Source organism: Mycobacteroides chelonae CCUG 47445 (assembly GCF_001632805.1).
Taxonomy (GTDB): Bacteria; Actinomycetota; Actinomycetes; order Mycobacteriales; family Mycobacteriaceae; genus Mycobacterium; species Mycobacterium chelonae.
In genome coordinates, this window is the sequence record NZ_CP007220.1 from 4,116,431 (window position 1) to 4,133,762 (window position 17,332).

The window sequence follows — 17,332 nt, forward strand, 5'->3', positions numbered from 1 at the left end:
CCGCCTATCGCACCAGATGGGTTCTGGCGAACTCCAGCGACTCCCTCAGAATCGCCTCGCGCTGGTCCTCGGTGCGTGCGGCCGAGGTGTGCACCTCGAGCACCACCTGCCCGGTGAAGTCACCGGCTGCCAGCTCCCGGCACACTTGCGCAACTGGCTGAGTTCCCTTGCCGGGCACCAGATGTTCGTCGACCGAGGCGCCAGTGCCATCGGCGAGATGCAGATGCGTGAGCCCAGATCCCATCCGGCGCATCATGTCCACCGCATCGGTCCCGGCGGTTGCGGTGTGGGACAGGTCAAGGGTGTAGTGCGCGTGATTGGCATCGGTCGGATCGAATGACGGCGCGAAGGCGGATACTCCGATTCCGGGCCTGCCACCGCGGCGCTTCATGCGCTCCACCGATGTCTGCCCGGCACCGAACAGACGGTCGGCCCGCAACGGGAACATGTTCTCCACCGCGACGTGCACATCGCTCGAGTCCTCTAGCGATGCAACCTGTTCGGCGAAGCCTTCGGCGTACCGGCGCTGCCACCGAAATGGCGGATGTACGACGACGGTCTGTGCACCCAGTTTTTCGGCGGCCCGCACGCTGCGTTCCAGCTTGGGAATCGGGTTGGCACCCCAGACGCGCTGTGACACCAGTAGGCACGGGGCATGCACGGATAACACCGGCATGTCGTACTTGCGGGAGAGTTTCGCGACGGCGCCGACGTCCTGACTCACCGCCTCGGCCCACACCATGAGCTCGACACCGTCGTACCCGAGCCGGGCCGCGTACTCGAATGCTGCTTCGGTTTTAAGTGGATACACCGAGGCCGTTGACAGACCAACCTTGATCGCAGGGCGCACGGTTGGATAACGCTACCTAATCAACCGCTTGCAGCATGAGCACGAGGGGGCCGAACGCGATCAGGGCTCCCACCACGATCGCGATCAGGATGCTGGCCAGATCGACCGTCTTGCGGATCACCCACAGCGACGCGACCAGAATTGCGATGAACAACACGCCCAGGAGCAACGCGAAGCCCTGGTTCCAGCTCCACAGTTCCCGGAATACGAAGAACAGGCCCGCGCCCGCGGCGGCCGCCAGCAGGTACTGCGCGGCAATCCAGCTGCCTTGCAGGTAGGTCTTGATCTTCTCCCGGCGGTCGGCCTTGGCCTCAGCCTTGGATTTGTCGGTGTCGACCGCGGCGAGCTGACTGACCTCGGGCTCGGACGGGTCACCGTGCGCGCCGACAAGCTCCTGGAGCTCGTGCTCCAGCTGATAGTCGTCTTCCTGATCTTCGAATTCGTCGTCCTCGACGTCCTGCTCGGCATCGTGCGACGTCCACTCGACGGCCCTGCCGTACTCGTCGTCCTCGTACTCGTCCTCGTACTCCGCCTCATACTCCGCGTAGTGCACGGCCTCCGGCTCGGGAGAGGGTTCCGGCTCCGGTGTGACGGGCTCCGGTTCGGGTTCCGGCTGTGCGACGGCCGCGGGCTCAGGTTCCGGCTCGGGCGCGACTGGTTCGGGTGTGACGGACTCGGGCTCCGGGCGAGACACCGGCGGGACCGGAATCTCGGGAGCCGGTGGCGCTGCGGGTACGGCGGGCGCGACCGCCGCCGGCGCCGGTGCCGGTTCGGACTTGGGCGGCTCGGCGGTAACCGGGGAGATGACGCCGGTCGCGTCGTTGAAGTCGATGGACTTGCGCGGTTCTCCCGGCCGGGCGACTGGTGTGGGGGTCGGCGGGAAGATGCTCCGAAGCGGTGATTCCATCGAGGAAGGCTGAGCGGGCGCCGGGGCCGGTGCGGCCGTGGTGCCGCGACGGGCGGCCTCATCGGCCATGCTGTCGCCGCCGAACAACGCATCCTCGTTGGAACGCAGGTAGGAACGCGCTCCCGCCTCAGGTGCCTTAGGGGACTCGGGCGGCGCCGCCGTTTCCGGAGCAGGCGACGGCGCCGGGTTGGGGCGCGCGCGGCCACCCTTCTTGTCACGGATGACGGGGATCTCACCGGTCAACTCGGCCACCGGGATGGCGTCGGCATTGCCGCGCATCCGGCGGCGATGGCCGCTGATCTTGCCGTCGGCGGCACCATTGCGCGCCAGCAGCTCGGCAACTGATACCGGCCGCTGCGTGTCGTCTGAGTCGGTCATGTCCTCTCCTACCGTCCGAGGCTAAGCGGGACGGGGTCAGTCAACGAGTGCAGTGCCATCGGCTTCGCTATCCAGCTTGCGCAGAATTAGCCCTTCGCGCAGAGCCCACGGGCAGATGTCGACCGCCTCTAACGACAGAGCACGCATGCTTGCCTCCGCGACGAGTGCTCCGGCGACGATCTGAGGCGCCCTGTCGACACTGACTCCCTCCAACTCTGCACGGTCTGCGGTAGTCATTCGCGAGATGAACGCGATCAACTGACGCAGTCCGCTTGCTGTAAGTGTCCTCTTAACTCGTGGTCCTGCGCCGGAAGGTGCAGCACCGGTGAGTCGCGCAAGCGACCGGAACGTTTTCGAGGACGCTACGGCCAGGTCGGGCACCCCTGCCGCCGCCACCTGTTTGGCAGCGTCCACCAGTTCCGATTCCAGCCAGTCACGCAGCATAGCGACGCGGCGACGTCCCGGCGGATCTTCGGCCAACCACTCTCGTGTCAACCGTCCGGCCCCCAGAGGCAGAGACAACGCGATGTCTGGTTCTTCGTCGACACCGCAGGACAGCTCCAGCGAGCCACCTCCGATATCGAGGTTGATGATGCGCCCAGCGCTCCAGCCGTACCAGCGCCGCACGGCCAGGAAGGTCAGCCGCGACTCGTTGACACCGGAGAGAACGGCGAGATCCACGCCGGTTTCCTTCTTGACACGTGTCAGCACCTCATCGGAGTTGGTGGCGTCCCGAACGGCCGACGTGGCGAACGCCATGATCTCCGCGCAGCCGGAGCTGCGGGCAATCTTGGAGAACTCCTGGATGGTGTGCACCAGGCTGTCGGAGCCCTTGCGGGTGAGCTTGCCGGACTCATCGATGGCCTCCGCCAGACGCAGTGCCGCCTTGGTGGAGCTCATGGGTGTGGGGTGCCCACCCCGTCGGGCATCAACCACCAACAGGTGCACCGTGTTGCTGCCGACATCCAGCACGCCTAATCGCACGCAGCACACGTTAGTGGGTCTACCGTTTACATCTGTGACGACGCTGCCAAAACAGCCCTTTGGACGTGACGCCTCCCTCGACGGCCAGGAGGTGGAGCTCGACTTCGCCCGCGAGTGGGTGGAGTTCTACGACCCGGAGAATCCTGAGCATTTGATCAAGGCCGACATGACCTGGCTGCTATCACATTGGACCTGTGTGTTCGGCACTCCGGCCTGCCAAGGCACGGTTGCCGGACGGCCCGACGATGGTTGCTGCTCGCACGGGGCGTTTCTGTCCGATGCCGACGATCGGGCGAAGCTGGACGACTCGGCGAAACAGCTCACCGATGAGGACTGGCAATTCCGGGAGAAGGGGCTGGGCCGCAAGGGCTACCTGGAGAAGGACGAGCTCGACGGGGAAAAGCAATGGCGCACACGCAAGTACAAGGGTGCGTGCATTTTTCTGAACCGCCCCGGCTTCGCGGGCGGCATCGGATGCGCCCTGCATTCCAAGGCCATCAAGCTGGGTGTCGAGCCGCTGACGATGAAGCCCGAGGTGTGCTGGCAGCTGCCGATCCGGCGGACGCAGGCCTGGGTGGACCGGCCGGACGGTTCGCAGATCCTGAAGACGACGATTACCGAATACGACCGTCGCGGCTGGGGTGAGGGTGGCGCAGACCTGCACTGGTACTGCACCGGAGACCCGGCCGCACATGTCGGCAAGAAGCAGGTATGGCAGTCGTACGCCCCGGAACTGACCGAGCTATTGGGCGAGAAGGCCTACGCGGAGCTGGCCGCGATGTGCAAGCGCCGCAGAGGTCTGGGACTGATCGCGGTGCACCCCGCAACCGTGGCCGCAGCACCCCACTAGTGCCTTACAGGCCGGCGAAGAGGTCGGTCTCGGGCGCGCTCGTCGAGACGCGGGTGTGCGCGAGCTCGAATTTCTCCGTCGGCCATAACTGTTGCCGCCAGGTCCAGGGCACCAGGAAGAACGGTCCGCTGGGATCGACTTGCGATGCGTGCGCCCTTAGGGCCTTATCGCGTACGGGGAAGTATTCGGCGCAGGAGACTTCGGTGGTTACCCGGCGCCCTCGCAGCCGTCTGGTCACCGAGCTCACGCGCCGCACCCAACCGGGGACCGCGACATCTCCCACTCGGGGATCCTTGGGCGCTGCATCAGATCTGCGTCGGCTGATAATCCGCTCCACTCGTCCCGCGAGCTTCACCATTGCCGGTGTCACCCGGACGATCTCGTGGAAGTAGTAGAGCTTGCGCACCTCTTCACACGCCTCATAGGCGGCGACGGCGAGCTGGTGACAGCGAATGTGGTCGGGGTGCGGGTAGCCGCCGCACTCGTTGTAGGTGATCATCACGTCCGGCCGGAAGCGCCTGATCACCTCGACAAGGCGGGGCACCGATTCGGCCAGTGGCACCCGGGCGAATCCGTCCCCGGGTAACAGACTCGGGTCGAGTTGCAGGCCCGAGTCCATGAAGCCCAGCCAGTGATGTTCAACACCAAGGGTTTTTGCCGCGAGCGCCATTTCCTCACGACGCACATCCGACAGGTTCTCGTGGTTACCCGGCAGGTTCATCGCCGGGTTGAGAATGTCGCCGCGCTCGCCACCGGTGGCCGTCACGACCAGCACCTCGTGCCCCTCGGCCGCGTACTTGGCCAGAGTGGCCGCGCCTCGGCTCGACTCGTCGTCGGGGTGGGCGTGCACCGCCATCAACCGCATGGTGTCAGTGGACCACAATGCGCCTGCGGTGCACCTGCCCGGTTGGGGCTGCGGTTCAGCCGGTGCGCTGTGGGCCGCGCACCGGCAGCTCACGGGCGAGCCCGCCCAGGCCGAACCAGAAGATGGGCTTGAGGATCGCGGCAACTGGGCGAATCGCGATATGCGATCCCGGAATGTTCGTGAGGTACCTCGGCGCACAGGCCAGTGTCCAGTCGACGGTGGCCTTGCCGGGATCGGACTCGGGAACCACGCGATACTCCTCGCACCACGACCCGAACACCGGCAAGGTGGCGTCCAGCGCCGTGTATCGCATGACGCGGGGGGCGTCGAAGTGAATGATCTGCTCGTGTTGGGCGAACACCATCCAGGAGTGGATGTACATCTGAAAGTCCCGCACGGTGCCGGCGGTTGGTGTGATGTCCTGCGGATACCGGCAGCCCCAGACAGACGGCAGCCACGACCACATCCGGTCGCCCGACACCACCCTCCATACGTCCTCGGGTGGCGCGTCGAAAGTGCGCCGTACCCGGGTCACGAACGGCGCGGTGGCGAAGAACTCCTCGACCCCGTCGACCGGGATGGGGACTGCGTCAAACCGCATGTTCGATCTCCTTCACAGGGCTGTTAATCCGTCTGAATTCATAAGCCCCCGAAGGGAATTGGACACTACGTCGGTAGGACTGCAGGACCGTCCACGGACGCACATAGGGGGTGTCACCCTGCGAGTTGATGAAATAGCTGTTGGACCCCGCGCAGTTCACCGTGAAGTACCGATTCAAGTTGGCGCCACTGCGAGCGATGCTTGTCTGGAAGTCGTCCAGCGCCTCCTGGGTGACCTCGACCCAGGTGGCTCGTTTGGCGCGAGCGAGTTGGATGACGGCCCCGATATGACGCATCGAGTTCTCCAGGATGTAGTGGAAGCTGGTGCCGGTCCAGGAGTACGGACCCACCAGCATGAAACGGTTCGGAAGACCCGGCACCGACGTGCTTTGATACGCCTGTAGCCCGTTGTCACGGTAGAACTCGGCGAGGTCGAATCCCTTGGTGCCCAATACGGTTCCCACCCGGTAGGTTTCGGGATCGGAGAACATCTCGTATCCGGTGGCCAGCACCAGAATGTCAACGGGGCGTTCAACACCCGCCTTGTCGACGATGCCCGTCGGAGTGATCCGCTCGATACCATTCGATACCAATGTCACGTTCGGCCGGTTGAAGGTCGGTAGGTAGTCCGCCCCCAGCGTGCCACGAGTACACCCCGCTCCGAACCGTGGCCGCAGCTGCTCGCGCACCTCTGGATCATTCACTTTGTGCCGGAGCCAGCCGCGATACGCCCAGAGCGCCACCTTGTCGAAGATCGCTGCGCCCACCCGGAACAACGGCTTGGGAGTGTAGATCAGAACCCGCAAGCCAAGTTCTATGCCCGCCAAGGCAATCCCGTTGACCGTGTTGGCGAACCTGCGTCCTGCCAACAGCCGCTGCAGTGGGCGCGGCATCCGGAAGTCTGGCTTCGGGAAGTACCACTGCGGCGTCCGCTGATACACGTCGAGGTGCTCCACCTCGCCGGCAATGGCCGGTGCTATCTGCACGGTGGAACTTCCCACGCCCACAATTCCGACCCGCTTGCCGCGCATGTCCACATCGTGTTGCCAGCGGGACGGCACCTGGATCGCACCCGCGAAGGTGTCCAGCCCTGGGATGTCCGGGGCCGTTCGCGGGTTGATGTAGGCGCCTATCGCGCTGATCAGGAACCGCGACGAGATGACCTCGCCGTCAGCGGTATGCACCTGCCAAAGGTGGCTCTCTTCGTCGAATGCCTCTCGTTCGACACACGTACCGAACCTCGCGTGGGCGCGCAATCCGTGCTCGACGACCAAATCCAGTGCGTACTGCTGTATTTCGGCGCCGGTGGCGAAGAATCGCTGCCAGTCCCCCTTAGGCGCGAAGGTGAACTGATAGGCGACGGTCGGGATGTCGGCACCCACACCGGGGTAGGTGTTGCGCAGCCACGTGCCACCGAAATCTTCGTCCCGGTCGATGATGACGAAGTCCTCGATACCCATCTCGAGCAACTTGATGGCCGCACAGATGCCACCCAGCCCGGCGCCGATGATCGCGACTTCGTAGTCGGGTTCGTCATGCAGACCCATGGTGGGATCCACGGTTCGTTTCACGGCACGTTCCTTCCATTACTTGCGGCGTACGCACGGCTCTTCCCCACCCGTCCCCCGCTCACATATTTAATAGACTGACATGCCATTCACTAAATAACAAGTCCCGCCGATCGCATGGTGCTGCGCAAACTCGCACATCACAGGCCTATGCGTGACCCGGAGTATCCAGTACTATCCGTTTCACTAATTTTGAATCAACCGATGTGCACTGGAGGGACCGTGGGCAACCAGCCAGATCCGACGCTCGCCGAGACGTTCGTGGATCCCACCCGGATCACACACTCCCCCACGCGCGAGCACGGCTATCTCGACGTGCTCGGCCCCGAGGACGACGAGCCGGTGTCCCTGGCCAACCGGTTCATGCAGAGCCGGCTGCTGGCGGCGATCTACGAGCGCGCCTGGCGGCCGATGTTCACCCGTGGATTCAGTTATGGCGGCAAGAGCACCCTCAAGGCCCACACCGCATTGATGGGCGAGATCGCCGGGCGCGGCGATCTGAAGATCCTCGATGTCGCATGCGGTCCCGGTCTGTACACCCGCGAACTCGCCGCACAGCTCGGGGACGATGGCGCGTGTATCGGCCTGGACCTGTCAGGCCCCATGCTGCGGCGGGCAGTGCGCGACAACTCGGCCGAACACATCGACTACATCCGTGGGAGCGCCCACGCACTTCCCTTCGCCGACGCGACATTTGACACCGTGGTGTGCCTCGCCGCGCTCTACCTCATCCCGAATCCTGAACAGGCCGTGCGAGAACTGTGCCGAGTCGCGGGACCAGCCGGCCAGATCGTGATCTTCACATCTCTGCGCACCCCGGCGGCATCGCTACCGGGCGTTACCGGAGCCATGCGCATCGGCGGCTTCCGCGCGTTCGGTCGCGAAGAAGTCACCGGCTGGCTACGTGCTCAGGGGTGGACCGATATCGACCAAACACTCACCGGCCAGGGACAATTCATCCGCGCCCGCCGTGAGGCCGCGCTGCGCATCGCGACCTGACGGCGGATCGCTATCTACTTCTTGTTGGGCACCAGCTTGATGAGGTCGGTCATACCCGCCTTGGACGCGAAGTAGCGGGTAAGGCCCGGCGCCAGCCGGTTGTTGAGATACTGCAGCCGGGCCTCGGGTGTCACGGGCACAACCTGCTTGTTCTTACGTACCGCGTTCACGATCTGGCGCGCCACCTTCTCGGGGCCGTAGCGACGCATCGCGTAGGCCTTGTCACCAGCCTGTTGCATCCGCGCCTCTTCTTCGGCATCCACGCCCGAAATCTTGGTGTTGGCAACAATATTGGTGTGTACCACGCCGGGGCAGATGGTGGTGACACCGATATTGTTCGCGGCGAGGTCGGCGCGCAGGCAATCCGAGAACATGAACACAGCGGACTTGCTCGTTGAGTACGCGGTGAAGGCCTTCTGCGGGCTGTAGGCAGCCATGCTGGAAAGGTTGACGATGTGCCCGCCGAGTCCGCGTTCGGCCATCTTCGCGCCAAACGCCCGGCTGCCGTTCACCACTCCGAACAGGTTGATCTCGATAACACGGCGGAACTCCTCCGAGGGTGTGTCGAGGAAGCCGCCCGCGGCACCGACTCCGGCATTGTTTACCAGGACGTCGGGCACACCGTGCCGCTTGACTACCTCCTCCGCGTGCGCGTTGACAGCATCCTCGTCCGCGACATTGAGCCGGTAGGCGTGCGCCACACCGCCGGCCTCTTCGATGAGCGTGACGGTCTCGTTGGCACCGTCGAGGTTCACGTCCGAGAGCACCACCTCGGCACCCTGTCGGGCGAATTCGAGGGCGGTCTCCCTGCCGATACCACTGCCCCCTCCGGTGATGACCACCAGCTGGTCTTCGAACGGCTTGCGGCTCTTACCCATTTCTGCCCTTCGTAATGCGCGGTCGGGCTCCTTGCCCGATACCGCGTCGATGAGTTCGACAGCCGCCGTGGCGAGCACATTCGGGTGCGAGAACGGCAGCCAATGGCCACCGTCGACTACCCGCCGCCATGTCCGCTGGTTCCATTTGAGCTCGTCGTCGTAGTTCGACTGACGCACCGCGGGATCACGGGTGCCGACAATCACCTGGACGGGCACACCGGTGTGCCGGTCCTGCGGGTGCAGCATCGCCGGTAGCGCGTTGGCCCGGTAGACACGCAATGTCCTGGTGATATCGCTCATGAACGTCGGCCCGAGGTGAATTTGCTCGACAGGTGCACCTTCGGCGACGGACAGTCCAGCACGCCAACGGTTTTCGTTCATGGTGAGCTTGAGCAGAACATTGGGAATGACGGGGGTCATGGATCCGAACATGTACAGCAACGAGCCAATCTGCCCGAGGGCAAGCGCCACATTCTTCGGAGTGGGACTGCCGAGTCGCGAGCGCACCCACCGGCTCATGTGATGCGCAGAGGGTCCGGACACGGAGGTGAACGAGGAGAACCGGTGTTCCAGGTCGGGATTGCAAATGGCTTCCCACATCGCGACACTGCCCCAGTCGTGGCCCAGGACATGGACGGGCTTGTCGGGACTTACCGTATCCGCGACCGCGACGTAGTCGCTGGCCATCTCGGCGAGCCGGAAGTCACGGAAGCTCTTGGGGTTGGTGCTCTTTCCCGCACCGCGATTGTCAATGGCAACCACCCGGAAGCGGTCCCTGAGCAGCGGCGTGACACCGTCCCAGAGATGATGCGAATCGGGCCATCCGTGCACCAGCAGCAAGGTTTCCCCATCAGGGTTGCCCTGAATGAAGTACGCGACGTCGATATCCCCGTTGCGCACCACGTGCTCGGTGACGACGTCGTTCGTCACTCCGTCGGCGCGCTCTGTCGTGAGAGTCATCCCATGTCTCCGTTCTTAGATGTCCAGTACCAGTCGCCCGCCGTCGGCACGAGACACACATAAGAGCATCTGGCCTTCGGCGCGCTGAGTTTCGGTCAAGAGGGTGTCGCGATGATCGGGGTTCCCCGCGAGCACCTTGACTTTGCAGGTGCCGCAGAAGCCCTGCCTGCACGAGTACGGTGTGCCGGGCCGGGCCGCGAGAACCGCATCCAGTGCACTGTTCTGCGGCCCGACATCCAGCACCGGGCCGCCCCCGCCCAGCTGCACCTGGAATGGCACCCCATTCTCGATCGGCGGAGCCGAGAATCGCTCGAAATGCAGTTCTGCGCCCGGGTACTCAGCGACCGCATCGCGAATCACCTTCAGCATGGGGCCGGGACCGCAGCAATACACCGCCAGATCGGGATGCAATGGCGGCAGCAGATCGGCCGCCGTCGGCATCCCGTCCTCGTCGTCGGTACGGATGGTGATCCGCTCGCCGTATCGGGCGAGCTCGTCGCGGAACGGTATGGACTCCTTACTCCGCCCGGCGTAGGTCATCGTCCAGGGCAGCCCACGCTCTGTGGCGGCCGCCAGCATGGGCAGAATCGGTGTGATGCCGATGCCGCCTGCTACGAAATGGAACTGGCGGACCCCGGCGTTCAGGTGACCGGTAGTGGCCAGCGGGAAGGCGTTTCGCGGCCCCTTGACGCCGAGCACGTCACCGACGCGCACCACGTCGTGCAGCTCGATTGATCCCCCCTTGCCTTCGGGTATGCGTCGGACCGCTATCCGGTACCGGTACCGGTCACTCGGGTCGCCGCATAACGAGTACTGACGCACAGCCCCCGAAGGCAAGGTGACATCCAGATGTGCGCCCGGCCGCCACCTCGGCAGTTCTCCTCCAGCCACGGCGGCCAGCGTGAAAGCCACCACGTCCTGGTCGGCGGCGACTACCGAACGTTCCCGGACAACCAGATTCAGTGAGCGGTTCACCCATGTGGGTTGACGCACGGGGCCCAACAGCGGGCTCAGCCGCAGCACGGCGGGCAGCGTCTTACCCAATGCCGCGACGGCGGGCGGCCCCACGACATCAAGAACCTTCATGCCCCAGCCCAGAGGGTGGCGACCCGTCGGGGCCGCCACCGGGAGTGCCCGCGTCATGCCGCGGCCGCGGCTTTGGCCGCCGGAGACTTGGCAAGATACGCGACCGCCTGTGCGGTGTCCCCGATCGATTCCGGAGTGAATCCGGGCCGCAGAAAGCTCCGGAACCCCTCCCCCAGGACACTCCATTTCAGCGTGGCCCCGCGCTTCATCGCCCGGTTCGTCTCGCGTAGCCACCGCGCCAGGCTCACCTTCGGCAGGTCCGGATCGGCACGTGCCAGCAGCCAGCTGAGCACAACGAGACCCACGGGGATTGTCGCACAGGAGCCGATGAAATACGCCAGCATCCGGGGGCGTCCGACCCCAAGATGCCGAGCAAGATCCCAAGCCACACTGCGGTGTTCGACTTCCTCCGCACCGTGCCAGCGGAACATGTCGGTGATCACCGGGTCCGCACCGTAACTCTCGAAGTCGAAGTTGAGTAGCCAGTCTCCCGCGGTGGCGGTGAGGTGCTCGATGCCCGCAATGATGGCGATGCCTTCCACCATCACGCGATATCGCACCTTCGCCGGAAGCCGATCCAACTGCTGTTTGAAGGTGTCGAGCACGCGGTCGGTCAGGTCGTGCAGCGGCTGTGCATCGATACCGTGCTGCCCGAAGTACTGCAGCAGCGCTTTGTCGTGTGTGTCGGAGTGCAGCTGCTCCTGACCGATAAAACCGATGACCTCTTCACGCAGCTTGTCATCCTTGATATGCGGCAGCGCCCGGCCGAACACCTCGACAAAGAACAGCTCGCCGGCAGGCAACATGAAGTTGAGCGCGGACAGTGCGTGTGAGGCCACCGGCTCTTCCGGGATCCATTGCAACGGGGAGTTCGAGAAATCGAACGTGACGTTACGGGCATGCAGCGCCACGTCGCCGATGTCTGATGTGTCGTTCATCTGTCTACCTCCTTGCTGCCGTGGGCTTTCGAGCCTCCTCGACGCCACCTTGGCGCGGAAGCAGATTCAGATCATCCAGCTTGCCCAGCGCCCAGGCTCCCCATCGCTCGGCTCGCTCGATCGAGAACGCCTGGGTGGTACGGCGGTTGATTCCCGGCGCCACTCGACCCAGGACATACCCGAGCCATGCCTCGGTGCGCACCGGCACCACCGCAAGGTCGTACTTCACCGCGCGCAGAACGGCGCGCGCCACCAGGTCGGGGCTCATCGGGGAAAACGGCAGGCTGGCCGCGAACTCCTGCACGCGGAGCATGATTTCCTTACCCCGATCGACCATGGCTTGGTCCACGCCCACAGTTATCCCGTTGATTCCGATATTGGTGTTGATGAATCCTGGGCAAATTGCGCTGACACCAACGCCTTTCGGACCAAGTTCCAGGCGAAGACATTCGGTGAGCATCTTCACCCCAGCCTTGGACACCGAGTATGGAGCCATCACCGGCGTGGGCGTGAAGGCCGCTGCCGAGGCGATGTTGACGATATGCCCGCTGCCGCGTTCGACCATCTGCTCGCCGAAGACCCGGCACCCATGCACCACCCCCATGAGATTCACCGAGAGCAACCGGTCCCAGTCGGCTGGGCTGAGTTTGAGAAATGCTCCGCCCAAGGCGATTCCGGCGTTGTTCACCAGCACGTCGGCCACGCCGTGGTCGGCGAGTACATCCCGCGCGAATGTTTCCCACTGAACCGGATCGGTAACGTCCAACTGCACCGCCGATGCCGTGTTGCCGTCGGCCCGGATCATGGCCGTGGTGGCTTGAGCAGAGTCAAGATTCATATCGGAAACGACTACGTGGGCACCGTGTTTGGCGAATCGAATGGCGGTGGCCCGGCCGATTCCGCTGCCTGCACCGGTCACCACCACCAGCTGGGGCTCGAGTTTGTTGAGTTTCACCTTGGTCTCCTACCGCACGCTCTCGACAAGAATCGGAGCCTGACGCTCAGTGTGTTTGGCCGCCGCGCGCTCACCCAGACGCTCGAATCTGTCGATACCGAACGGAGCCATCAGTCGCCTGTTCACGGCCGGGAACGCCCGCGACAGAAAGTACCCCAACCACGATTCGAGCTTCACCGGAACCACCGCGAGATCCAGACGGACCGCACGGGTCACGGCCCGCGCGACGAGGTTGGGGCTCATCGGCGCCCACGGCAGCTTCTCCGTGACATCGCGCATTCGCTGCATGCTGCGCTGGCTTGCGTCAACGATTTCCTGGTCGACGCCCACCATGGTGCCGTGCAGACCGATATTGGTGTTGATGAATCCGGGGCACACCGCGCTCACACCAACACCCTTGGGCCCCAATTCAAGCCGCAGGCATTCGGTGAGCATCTTCACCCCTGCCTTAGACACCGAATACGGTGCCATCACCGCGGTCGGCGTGTACGACGCCGCCGAGGCAATGTTGACGATGTGGCCTCCCCCACGCGCGACCATCTGCTCACCGAAGACCCGGCACCCGTGCACCACACCCATCAGATTCACGGACAGCTGTTTGTCCCAGTCCGCGGCGCTCAGCTTCAGGAACGGGCCGCTGACCACAATTCCAGCGTTGTTCACCAGCACGTCCGCCACGCCGTGCTCGATCGATACATAGCGGGCGACGTCCTCCCAGTGAGCGGGGTCGGTGACATCGAGCTGCACAGCCGACGCGTTGCGCCCCTCCTCGTGGATCAGATCCACTGTCTCATTCGCGGTGTCCAGATCCAGATCAGTAACCACCACGTAAGCACCGCGTTTGGCGAATCGGATGGCGGTGGCTCGCCCAATGCCGCTCCCCGCACCGGTCACCACCACCAACCGGGGTTCCAGCGGATTGTTTCTCATGCACTCTCGCCCACGGTCGATGCCACGATCTCGGGAACCACAGAGCCTGTTGAATAGCGATATACGTCGAGGTTGTAATGCCGGTTTTGCCAGTACATCTCACCGTGCGTCGTCGGCCGGAATGGCGAGTCGCCGTTCTGATCCAGGTAGTACGTATTCGAACCGGCGCACACATCGGTGAACAGGAAATTCTTCTCCTGCCGCTTCAGGCACTTCTGGAAGTACTCGTCATGGGCCTCCTGCCGGATCTCGCATACGGTGGCCCCACGGCGCTTGGTCTCGGCGATGGCCCGCGCCAAGTGTGCCGATGTTGCCTCGATCATCCACAGGTAGGACCCCAGGACAAATCCATACGGCCCGGTGATGGAGAACATATTGGGGTACCCGGGCACTGAAACCCCTTGGTAAGACTGGAAACGGTGCTTGTCCCAGAAGTCGCCGAGATTCCGTCCGTGTCGCCCGAGGACGGGGAACGGTGGCACAGAACCCTTGTCCCACAGCTTGAATCCCGTCGCGCAGATCAGCACGTCGACGTCGTGCTCAACACCGTCCACCGTACGCACCCCGGTGGGTGTCACGCATTCGATCGATTCGGTGATCAAACTGACGTCATTCCGGTTGAACGTCTTGAGGTACTCATTGGACATCGACGGACGCTTGCAACCCAACCCGTACTGGGGGATCAACTTCTCCCTGATGACGGGATCATGGACCTGCTCGCGCATCCAGCGCCGCATCGGCGCCTCGCCGGCACGGCGAACCGCGTTGATCAGCCATGCCGGGCCGGCCACCTGACCGCTCATCGCTAGTTCGATGCCGACTGTCGCCACCGATCGTATGGCGGAACGTATCCGCCTATTTCCCAGCACCATCCGCCCAAGAGAACCGATTTCGAGATCGAATTTCGGCCCCACCCAGATTGGTGTGCGCTGGAAGACAGTGAGATGGCTGGTGTCGTCGACGATGGCCGGAACCAACTGCAAGGAGGTCGCCCCGGTTCCTATCACCGCGACGCGTTTACCCTCAAGCGCCACATCGTGATCCCACAGCGCGGTATGCAGAAGCGTTCCGGCGAAGTCATCGACTCCCGGAATGTCGGGCATCTTCGGGCGCTCCAAGCCACCGACCGCCATCACGCAGTATCTGGCGGTAATCGCCTTTCCGCCGTCAGTAGTCAATCTCCACAAGCTGTTTCGCTCGTCAAACTCCGCGCGGATGATGCTGGTCCCTAATCGCAGCTTCTCGCGTAGTCCGTACTTGTCCACCATGAAATCGGCGTAGTGCTGTAGCTCGTCCCCCGGCGCGAACAGCCGCGACCAATCGCCACGTTGTTCATAGGAGAAGCTGTACACCACCGACGGGATGTCCACCGCGACCCCGGGATAGGTGTTCGCATGCCAGGTACCGCCCACCTGGTCCCATTTGTCGATGATGACGAAATCGTGGATACCTTTGCGTTGCAACGCAATACCGGTTCCAATTCCACCGAATCCGGCTCCGATCACCGCTACCTCGTGATCAGGTTGTGTCAGTTCAGCCGTCGTTGAATGCCGTGCGGCAGTGCTCACCGTGCGCGTCTCCTTTGACGTGTCGCGGGTTACTTGAGATGGTCGACGAGAATGCCCTCAGTGCCGAAAAGCTCTTTCTGCCAACGATCCAGCAGTTCATCGGTGTTGATGTCGTCGGGATGAAAGCCCGGTCGCAGATACTTGCGGACGTCGCCCAGAATTCCCTTGAACAAGGGCCCGCCGAAAAGTCCGCGCGCTTCTTTCAGCAGTCGAAGCGGTTGACGCCGCGCGACCGGATCGGACAGCAGTGATCCCGCCAGGATGCCGAGTGTCAGCGGCGGGACGATGGTCATCGCGGCCAGCGTGAGCCCGATCCTCATCGTCTCGGTACCGCCAACCGCCCGATACACATCGAAGGCCACCGACTTGTGTTCCAGTTCCTCCAAAGCGTGCCAGTTCAGCAGATGCCAGACCTCGGGATCACCCGGAATGGCCTGCACCTCATCGCTTCCCAGCAGCCGCTCGGCGAGGATCGCGGTCATGTGCTCGGCCATCGCCGTGAACGCCAGATGCGCGTGGGCGGGGAGCATGTTCTCGAACCTGATCAACCGGTCAATCTGCTTCTGCGAATCCCACCAGGCGATGGGATAGCCCATTTCGACCAGCTTCTCGTTGACCCGGCGATGCTCTTGCCCGTGTACCGACTCCTGCCCGATGAATCCCGCGACACGCTTCTTGAGCACTGGATCGGTGATCTGGTCAGAGAACTTGCGCACCGAACGGATGAATCCCTCTTCCCCCGGCGGGAAGCCTCCGGAAAGTCCCGCGACGAAGTGGCTGTACACGATGTCGTCTTCCACGAAGTACTTATGGGCATTGCCGTCATCGCCGAAACGAAATCTGATCCGCCGAGTCTTGGGGTACGCCGCAGCTGGGCTCACCATGTCATCACTCCCTTGTGACGGTAAGTTACTAGTACTCAAAGTACTACCTGGAGTACACCATAGGACGGCGGCGGCATGGGGCGCAATACGCCACGGCGGATGAAATGGGTGCGACACAACGCTGGGCCGATCAGCGATCGGCCCAGCAGGAGAACACAAGAACGCGCCCTGGAACAGGGCCGGAAGCTATTCGGCAGGTACGAGGACGGGTTCGTCCGGATTCAGCTCGACGCCACGGGCCTTGGCCGATGCCGCGAGCCCACCCCACACGTAAACCACCAGCTCGTCGACGAGGGTCTCCTTGCTGATGACCGGCTCATCGAACCAGCGCAGTACGGCGATACCGGTGGAGGCCAGCATCGCGTCGATCACGTACTCGATGTGATCGGCGTTGCCGCCACGGGAGCTGAAGACCGACCCCACCAGCTGGGCAATGGCATCGGACAACGGGCGCCCACTCTCGATGAGCGACGTCGCATTCGCATACTGAACGCTCAGCAGAAACCGCACGAGGTTGGGCCGCTCATCGACGAGGTCGACATAGCCGGCCAGCCCGGAGCGGAAAAGTTCCAGCAGACTGACGGACAAGTCGATGTTCGAGACCAATCGCTCGACAACCAATTCCTGAACGCGCATCGCCACCGCGGCGAAGAGGGCTTCTTTGTCGGTGAAGAAGCGATACAGCTTGGGCCGGGAGATCCCGGCGGACTTCAGGACGTCGTCGATCGAGAGGTCGGGACCGAGTTCGTCGATCGCGTTCAGGGTGGCTTCGACCAATTCCGCGCGAACCTTCGCACGGTGCTCACGCCACCGGTCGACGCGCGCATCACCAGTCAGCTCAGGAAGGCCGCGATCGGGATACACCTGCGTTGACACGCCCACATCGTAGACCGAATAGCTGGGCGTCCGAGGCGCATAGCACCACGTAGGAGGACCGATCTTCGCCATGACCGATCGTGACAAGTGACCCTCGGCAAACCGCCAGCAAATAATGCGGCTACCGCAACGAGATCGTGCACCCTAGATGAAGGTATAGACCATCTCTACCCCACCTCGGTATATTTATCCGACATAGAGTTCAGCTAATGAAGCTGGTTGTGACTGCGCCCGAATGCGAGACGGCAAGTTAGTG

16 protein-coding genes are annotated in these 17,332 nt (G+C 63.4%); 2 read left to right on the forward strand and 14 right to left on the reverse strand.

Annotated features, from left to right (window positions below):
* Nucleotides 1-4: 4 nt before the first annotated feature.
* Genes BB28_RS20250 through BB28_RS20260 form a run of 3 tightly spaced genes read right to left on the reverse strand, consistent with a single transcriptional unit; the run spans nt 5 to nt 3,119 of the window.
* Nucleotides 5-850: a sugar phosphate isomerase/epimerase family protein gene (locus BB28_RS20250; protein WP_046254794.1), complete on the reverse strand. Its 846-nt coding sequence runs from the start codon at nt 848-850 to the stop codon at nt 5-7.
* A gap of 16 nt (nt 851-866) precedes the next feature.
* On the reverse strand, nt 867-2,135 hold the full coding sequence (locus BB28_RS20255; protein WP_046254795.1) for a membrane protein: 1,269 nt from the start codon (nt 2,133-2,135) through the stop codon (nt 867-869).
* 36 nt (nt 2,136-2,171) lie between these two features.
* Nucleotides 2,172-3,119: a Ppx/GppA family phosphatase gene (locus tag BB28_RS20260; RefSeq protein WP_044105077.1), complete on the reverse strand. Its 948-nt coding sequence runs from the start codon at nt 3,117-3,119 to the stop codon at nt 2,172-2,174.
* 34 nt (nt 3,120-3,153) lie between these two features.
* Here BB28_RS20260 and BB28_RS20265 point away from each other — a divergent pair, with 34 nt between their 5' ends.
* Nucleotides 3,154-3,969 (forward strand): DUF3109 family protein, encoded by an 816-nt coding sequence (locus tag BB28_RS20265; protein WP_046254796.1) that lies wholly within the window; start codon nt 3,154-3,156, stop codon nt 3,967-3,969.
* 4 nt (nt 3,970-3,973) lie between these two features.
* On the opposite strand, the gene mca is transcribed toward BB28_RS20265, so the two are convergent.
* From mca to BB28_RS20280, 3 genes are read right to left on the reverse strand one after another with little or no spacing between them, the layout of a single operon-like run.
* On the reverse strand, nt 3,974-4,834 hold the full coding sequence (mca, locus tag BB28_RS20270; RefSeq protein ID WP_046254797.1) for a mycothiol conjugate amidase Mca: 861 nt from the start codon (nt 4,832-4,834) through the stop codon (nt 3,974-3,976).
* Between the two features lie 55 nt (nt 4,835-4,889).
* The gene (locus tag BB28_RS20275) at nt 4,890-5,435 is read right to left on the reverse strand and encodes an SRPBCC family protein (RefSeq protein WP_046254798.1); all 546 of its coding nucleotides are present in this window, start codon (nt 5,433-5,435) and stop codon (nt 4,890-4,892) included.
* Entirely contained in the window at nt 5,425-6,981 is a 1,557-nt protein-coding gene (locus BB28_RS20280; RefSeq protein WP_046256018.1) for a flavin-containing monooxygenase, read from the reverse strand. Before BB28_RS20280 ends, BB28_RS20275 begins: the two co-directional genes overlap by 11 nt.
* A gap of 243 nt (nt 6,982-7,224) precedes the next feature.
* On the opposite strand from BB28_RS20280, the gene BB28_RS20285 reads away from it, so the two are divergent.
* Entirely contained in the window at nt 7,225-8,001 is a 777-nt protein-coding gene (locus BB28_RS20285; protein ID WP_225421951.1) for a class I SAM-dependent methyltransferase, read from the forward strand.
* A gap of 14 nt (nt 8,002-8,015) precedes the next feature.
* Here BB28_RS20285 and BB28_RS20290 read toward each other — a convergent pair whose 3' ends face one another.
* The 8 genes from BB28_RS20290 to BB28_RS20325 form a co-directional block, all read right to left on the reverse strand.
* On the reverse strand, nt 8,016-9,839 hold the full coding sequence (locus BB28_RS20290; protein WP_046254800.1) for an SDR family oxidoreductase: 1,824 nt from the start codon (nt 9,837-9,839) through the stop codon (nt 8,016-8,018).
* 15 nt (nt 9,840-9,854) lie between these two features.
* The gene (locus BB28_RS20295; RefSeq protein ID WP_046254801.1) at nt 9,855-10,925 is read right to left on the reverse strand and encodes a PDR/VanB family oxidoreductase; all 1,071 of its coding nucleotides are present in this window, start codon (nt 10,923-10,925) and stop codon (nt 9,855-9,857) included.
* 53 nt (nt 10,926-10,978) lie between these two features.
* Nucleotides 10,979-11,863, reverse strand: coding sequence for a metal-dependent hydrolase (locus BB28_RS20300; protein ID WP_046254802.1), 885 nt, complete (start codon nt 11,861-11,863; stop codon nt 10,979-10,981).
* 4 nt (nt 11,864-11,867) lie between these two features.
* Complete coding sequence (locus BB28_RS20305) at nt 11,868-12,818, reverse strand: SDR family NAD(P)-dependent oxidoreductase (RefSeq protein WP_046254803.1); 951 nt, start codon at nt 12,816-12,818, stop codon at nt 11,868-11,870.
* Nucleotides 12,819-12,827: 9 nt separating this feature from the next.
* Nucleotides 12,828-13,748: an SDR family NAD(P)-dependent oxidoreductase gene (locus tag BB28_RS20310; protein ID WP_046254804.1), complete on the reverse strand. Its 921-nt coding sequence runs from the start codon at nt 13,746-13,748 to the stop codon at nt 12,828-12,830.
* A complete protein-coding gene (locus BB28_RS20315) occupies nt 13,745-15,316 on the reverse strand; it encodes a flavin-containing monooxygenase (protein ID WP_046254805.1) in 1,572 nt (523 codons plus the stop codon). Before BB28_RS20315 ends, BB28_RS20310 begins: the two co-directional genes overlap by 4 nt.
* A gap of 29 nt (nt 15,317-15,345) precedes the next feature.
* Nucleotides 15,346-16,200: a metal-dependent hydrolase gene (locus tag BB28_RS20320; protein ID WP_046254806.1), complete on the reverse strand. Its 855-nt coding sequence runs from the start codon at nt 16,198-16,200 to the stop codon at nt 15,346-15,348.
* Nucleotides 16,201-16,386: 186 nt separating this feature from the next.
* Entirely contained in the window at nt 16,387-17,082 is a 696-nt protein-coding gene (locus BB28_RS20325) for a TetR/AcrR family transcriptional regulator (RefSeq protein ID WP_030096462.1), read from the reverse strand.
* Nucleotides 17,083-17,332: the final 250 nt, after the last annotated feature.

Excerpts from the sequence above, each read along its gene's own strand:
- BB28_RS20255 (WP_046254795.1), bottom strand. The coding sequence starts at position 2,135 with ATGACCGACTCAGACGACACGCAGCGGCCGGTATCAGTTGCCGAGCTG.
- mca (WP_046254797.1), bottom strand. The coding sequence starts at position 4,834 with ATGCGGTTGATGGCGGTGCACGCCCACCCCGACGACGAGTCGAGCCGA.
- BB28_RS20275 (WP_046254798.1), bottom strand. The coding sequence starts at position 5,435 with ATGCGGTTTGACGCAGTCCCCATCCCGGTCGACGGGGTCGAGGAGTTC.
- BB28_RS20280 (WP_046256018.1), bottom strand. The coding sequence starts at position 6,981 with ATGGGTCTGCATGACGAACCCGACTACGAAGTCGCGATCATCGGCGCC.
- BB28_RS20290 (WP_046254800.1), bottom strand. The coding sequence starts at position 9,839 with ATGACTCTCACGACAGAGCGCGCCGACGGAGTGACGAACGACGTCGTC.
- BB28_RS20295 (WP_046254801.1), bottom strand. The coding sequence starts at position 10,925 with ATGAAGGTTCTTGATGTCGTGGGGCCGCCCGCCGTCGCGGCATTGGGT.
- BB28_RS20300 (WP_046254802.1), bottom strand. The coding sequence starts at position 11,863 with ATGAACGACACATCAGACATCGGCGACGTGGCGCTGCATGCCCGTAAC.
- BB28_RS20310 (WP_046254804.1), bottom strand. The coding sequence starts at position 13,748 with ATGAGAAACAATCCGCTGGAACCCCGGTTGGTGGTGGTGACCGGTGCG.
- BB28_RS20320 (WP_046254806.1), bottom strand. The coding sequence starts at position 16,200 with ATGGTGAGCCCAGCTGCGGCGTACCCCAAGACTCGGCGGATCAGATTT.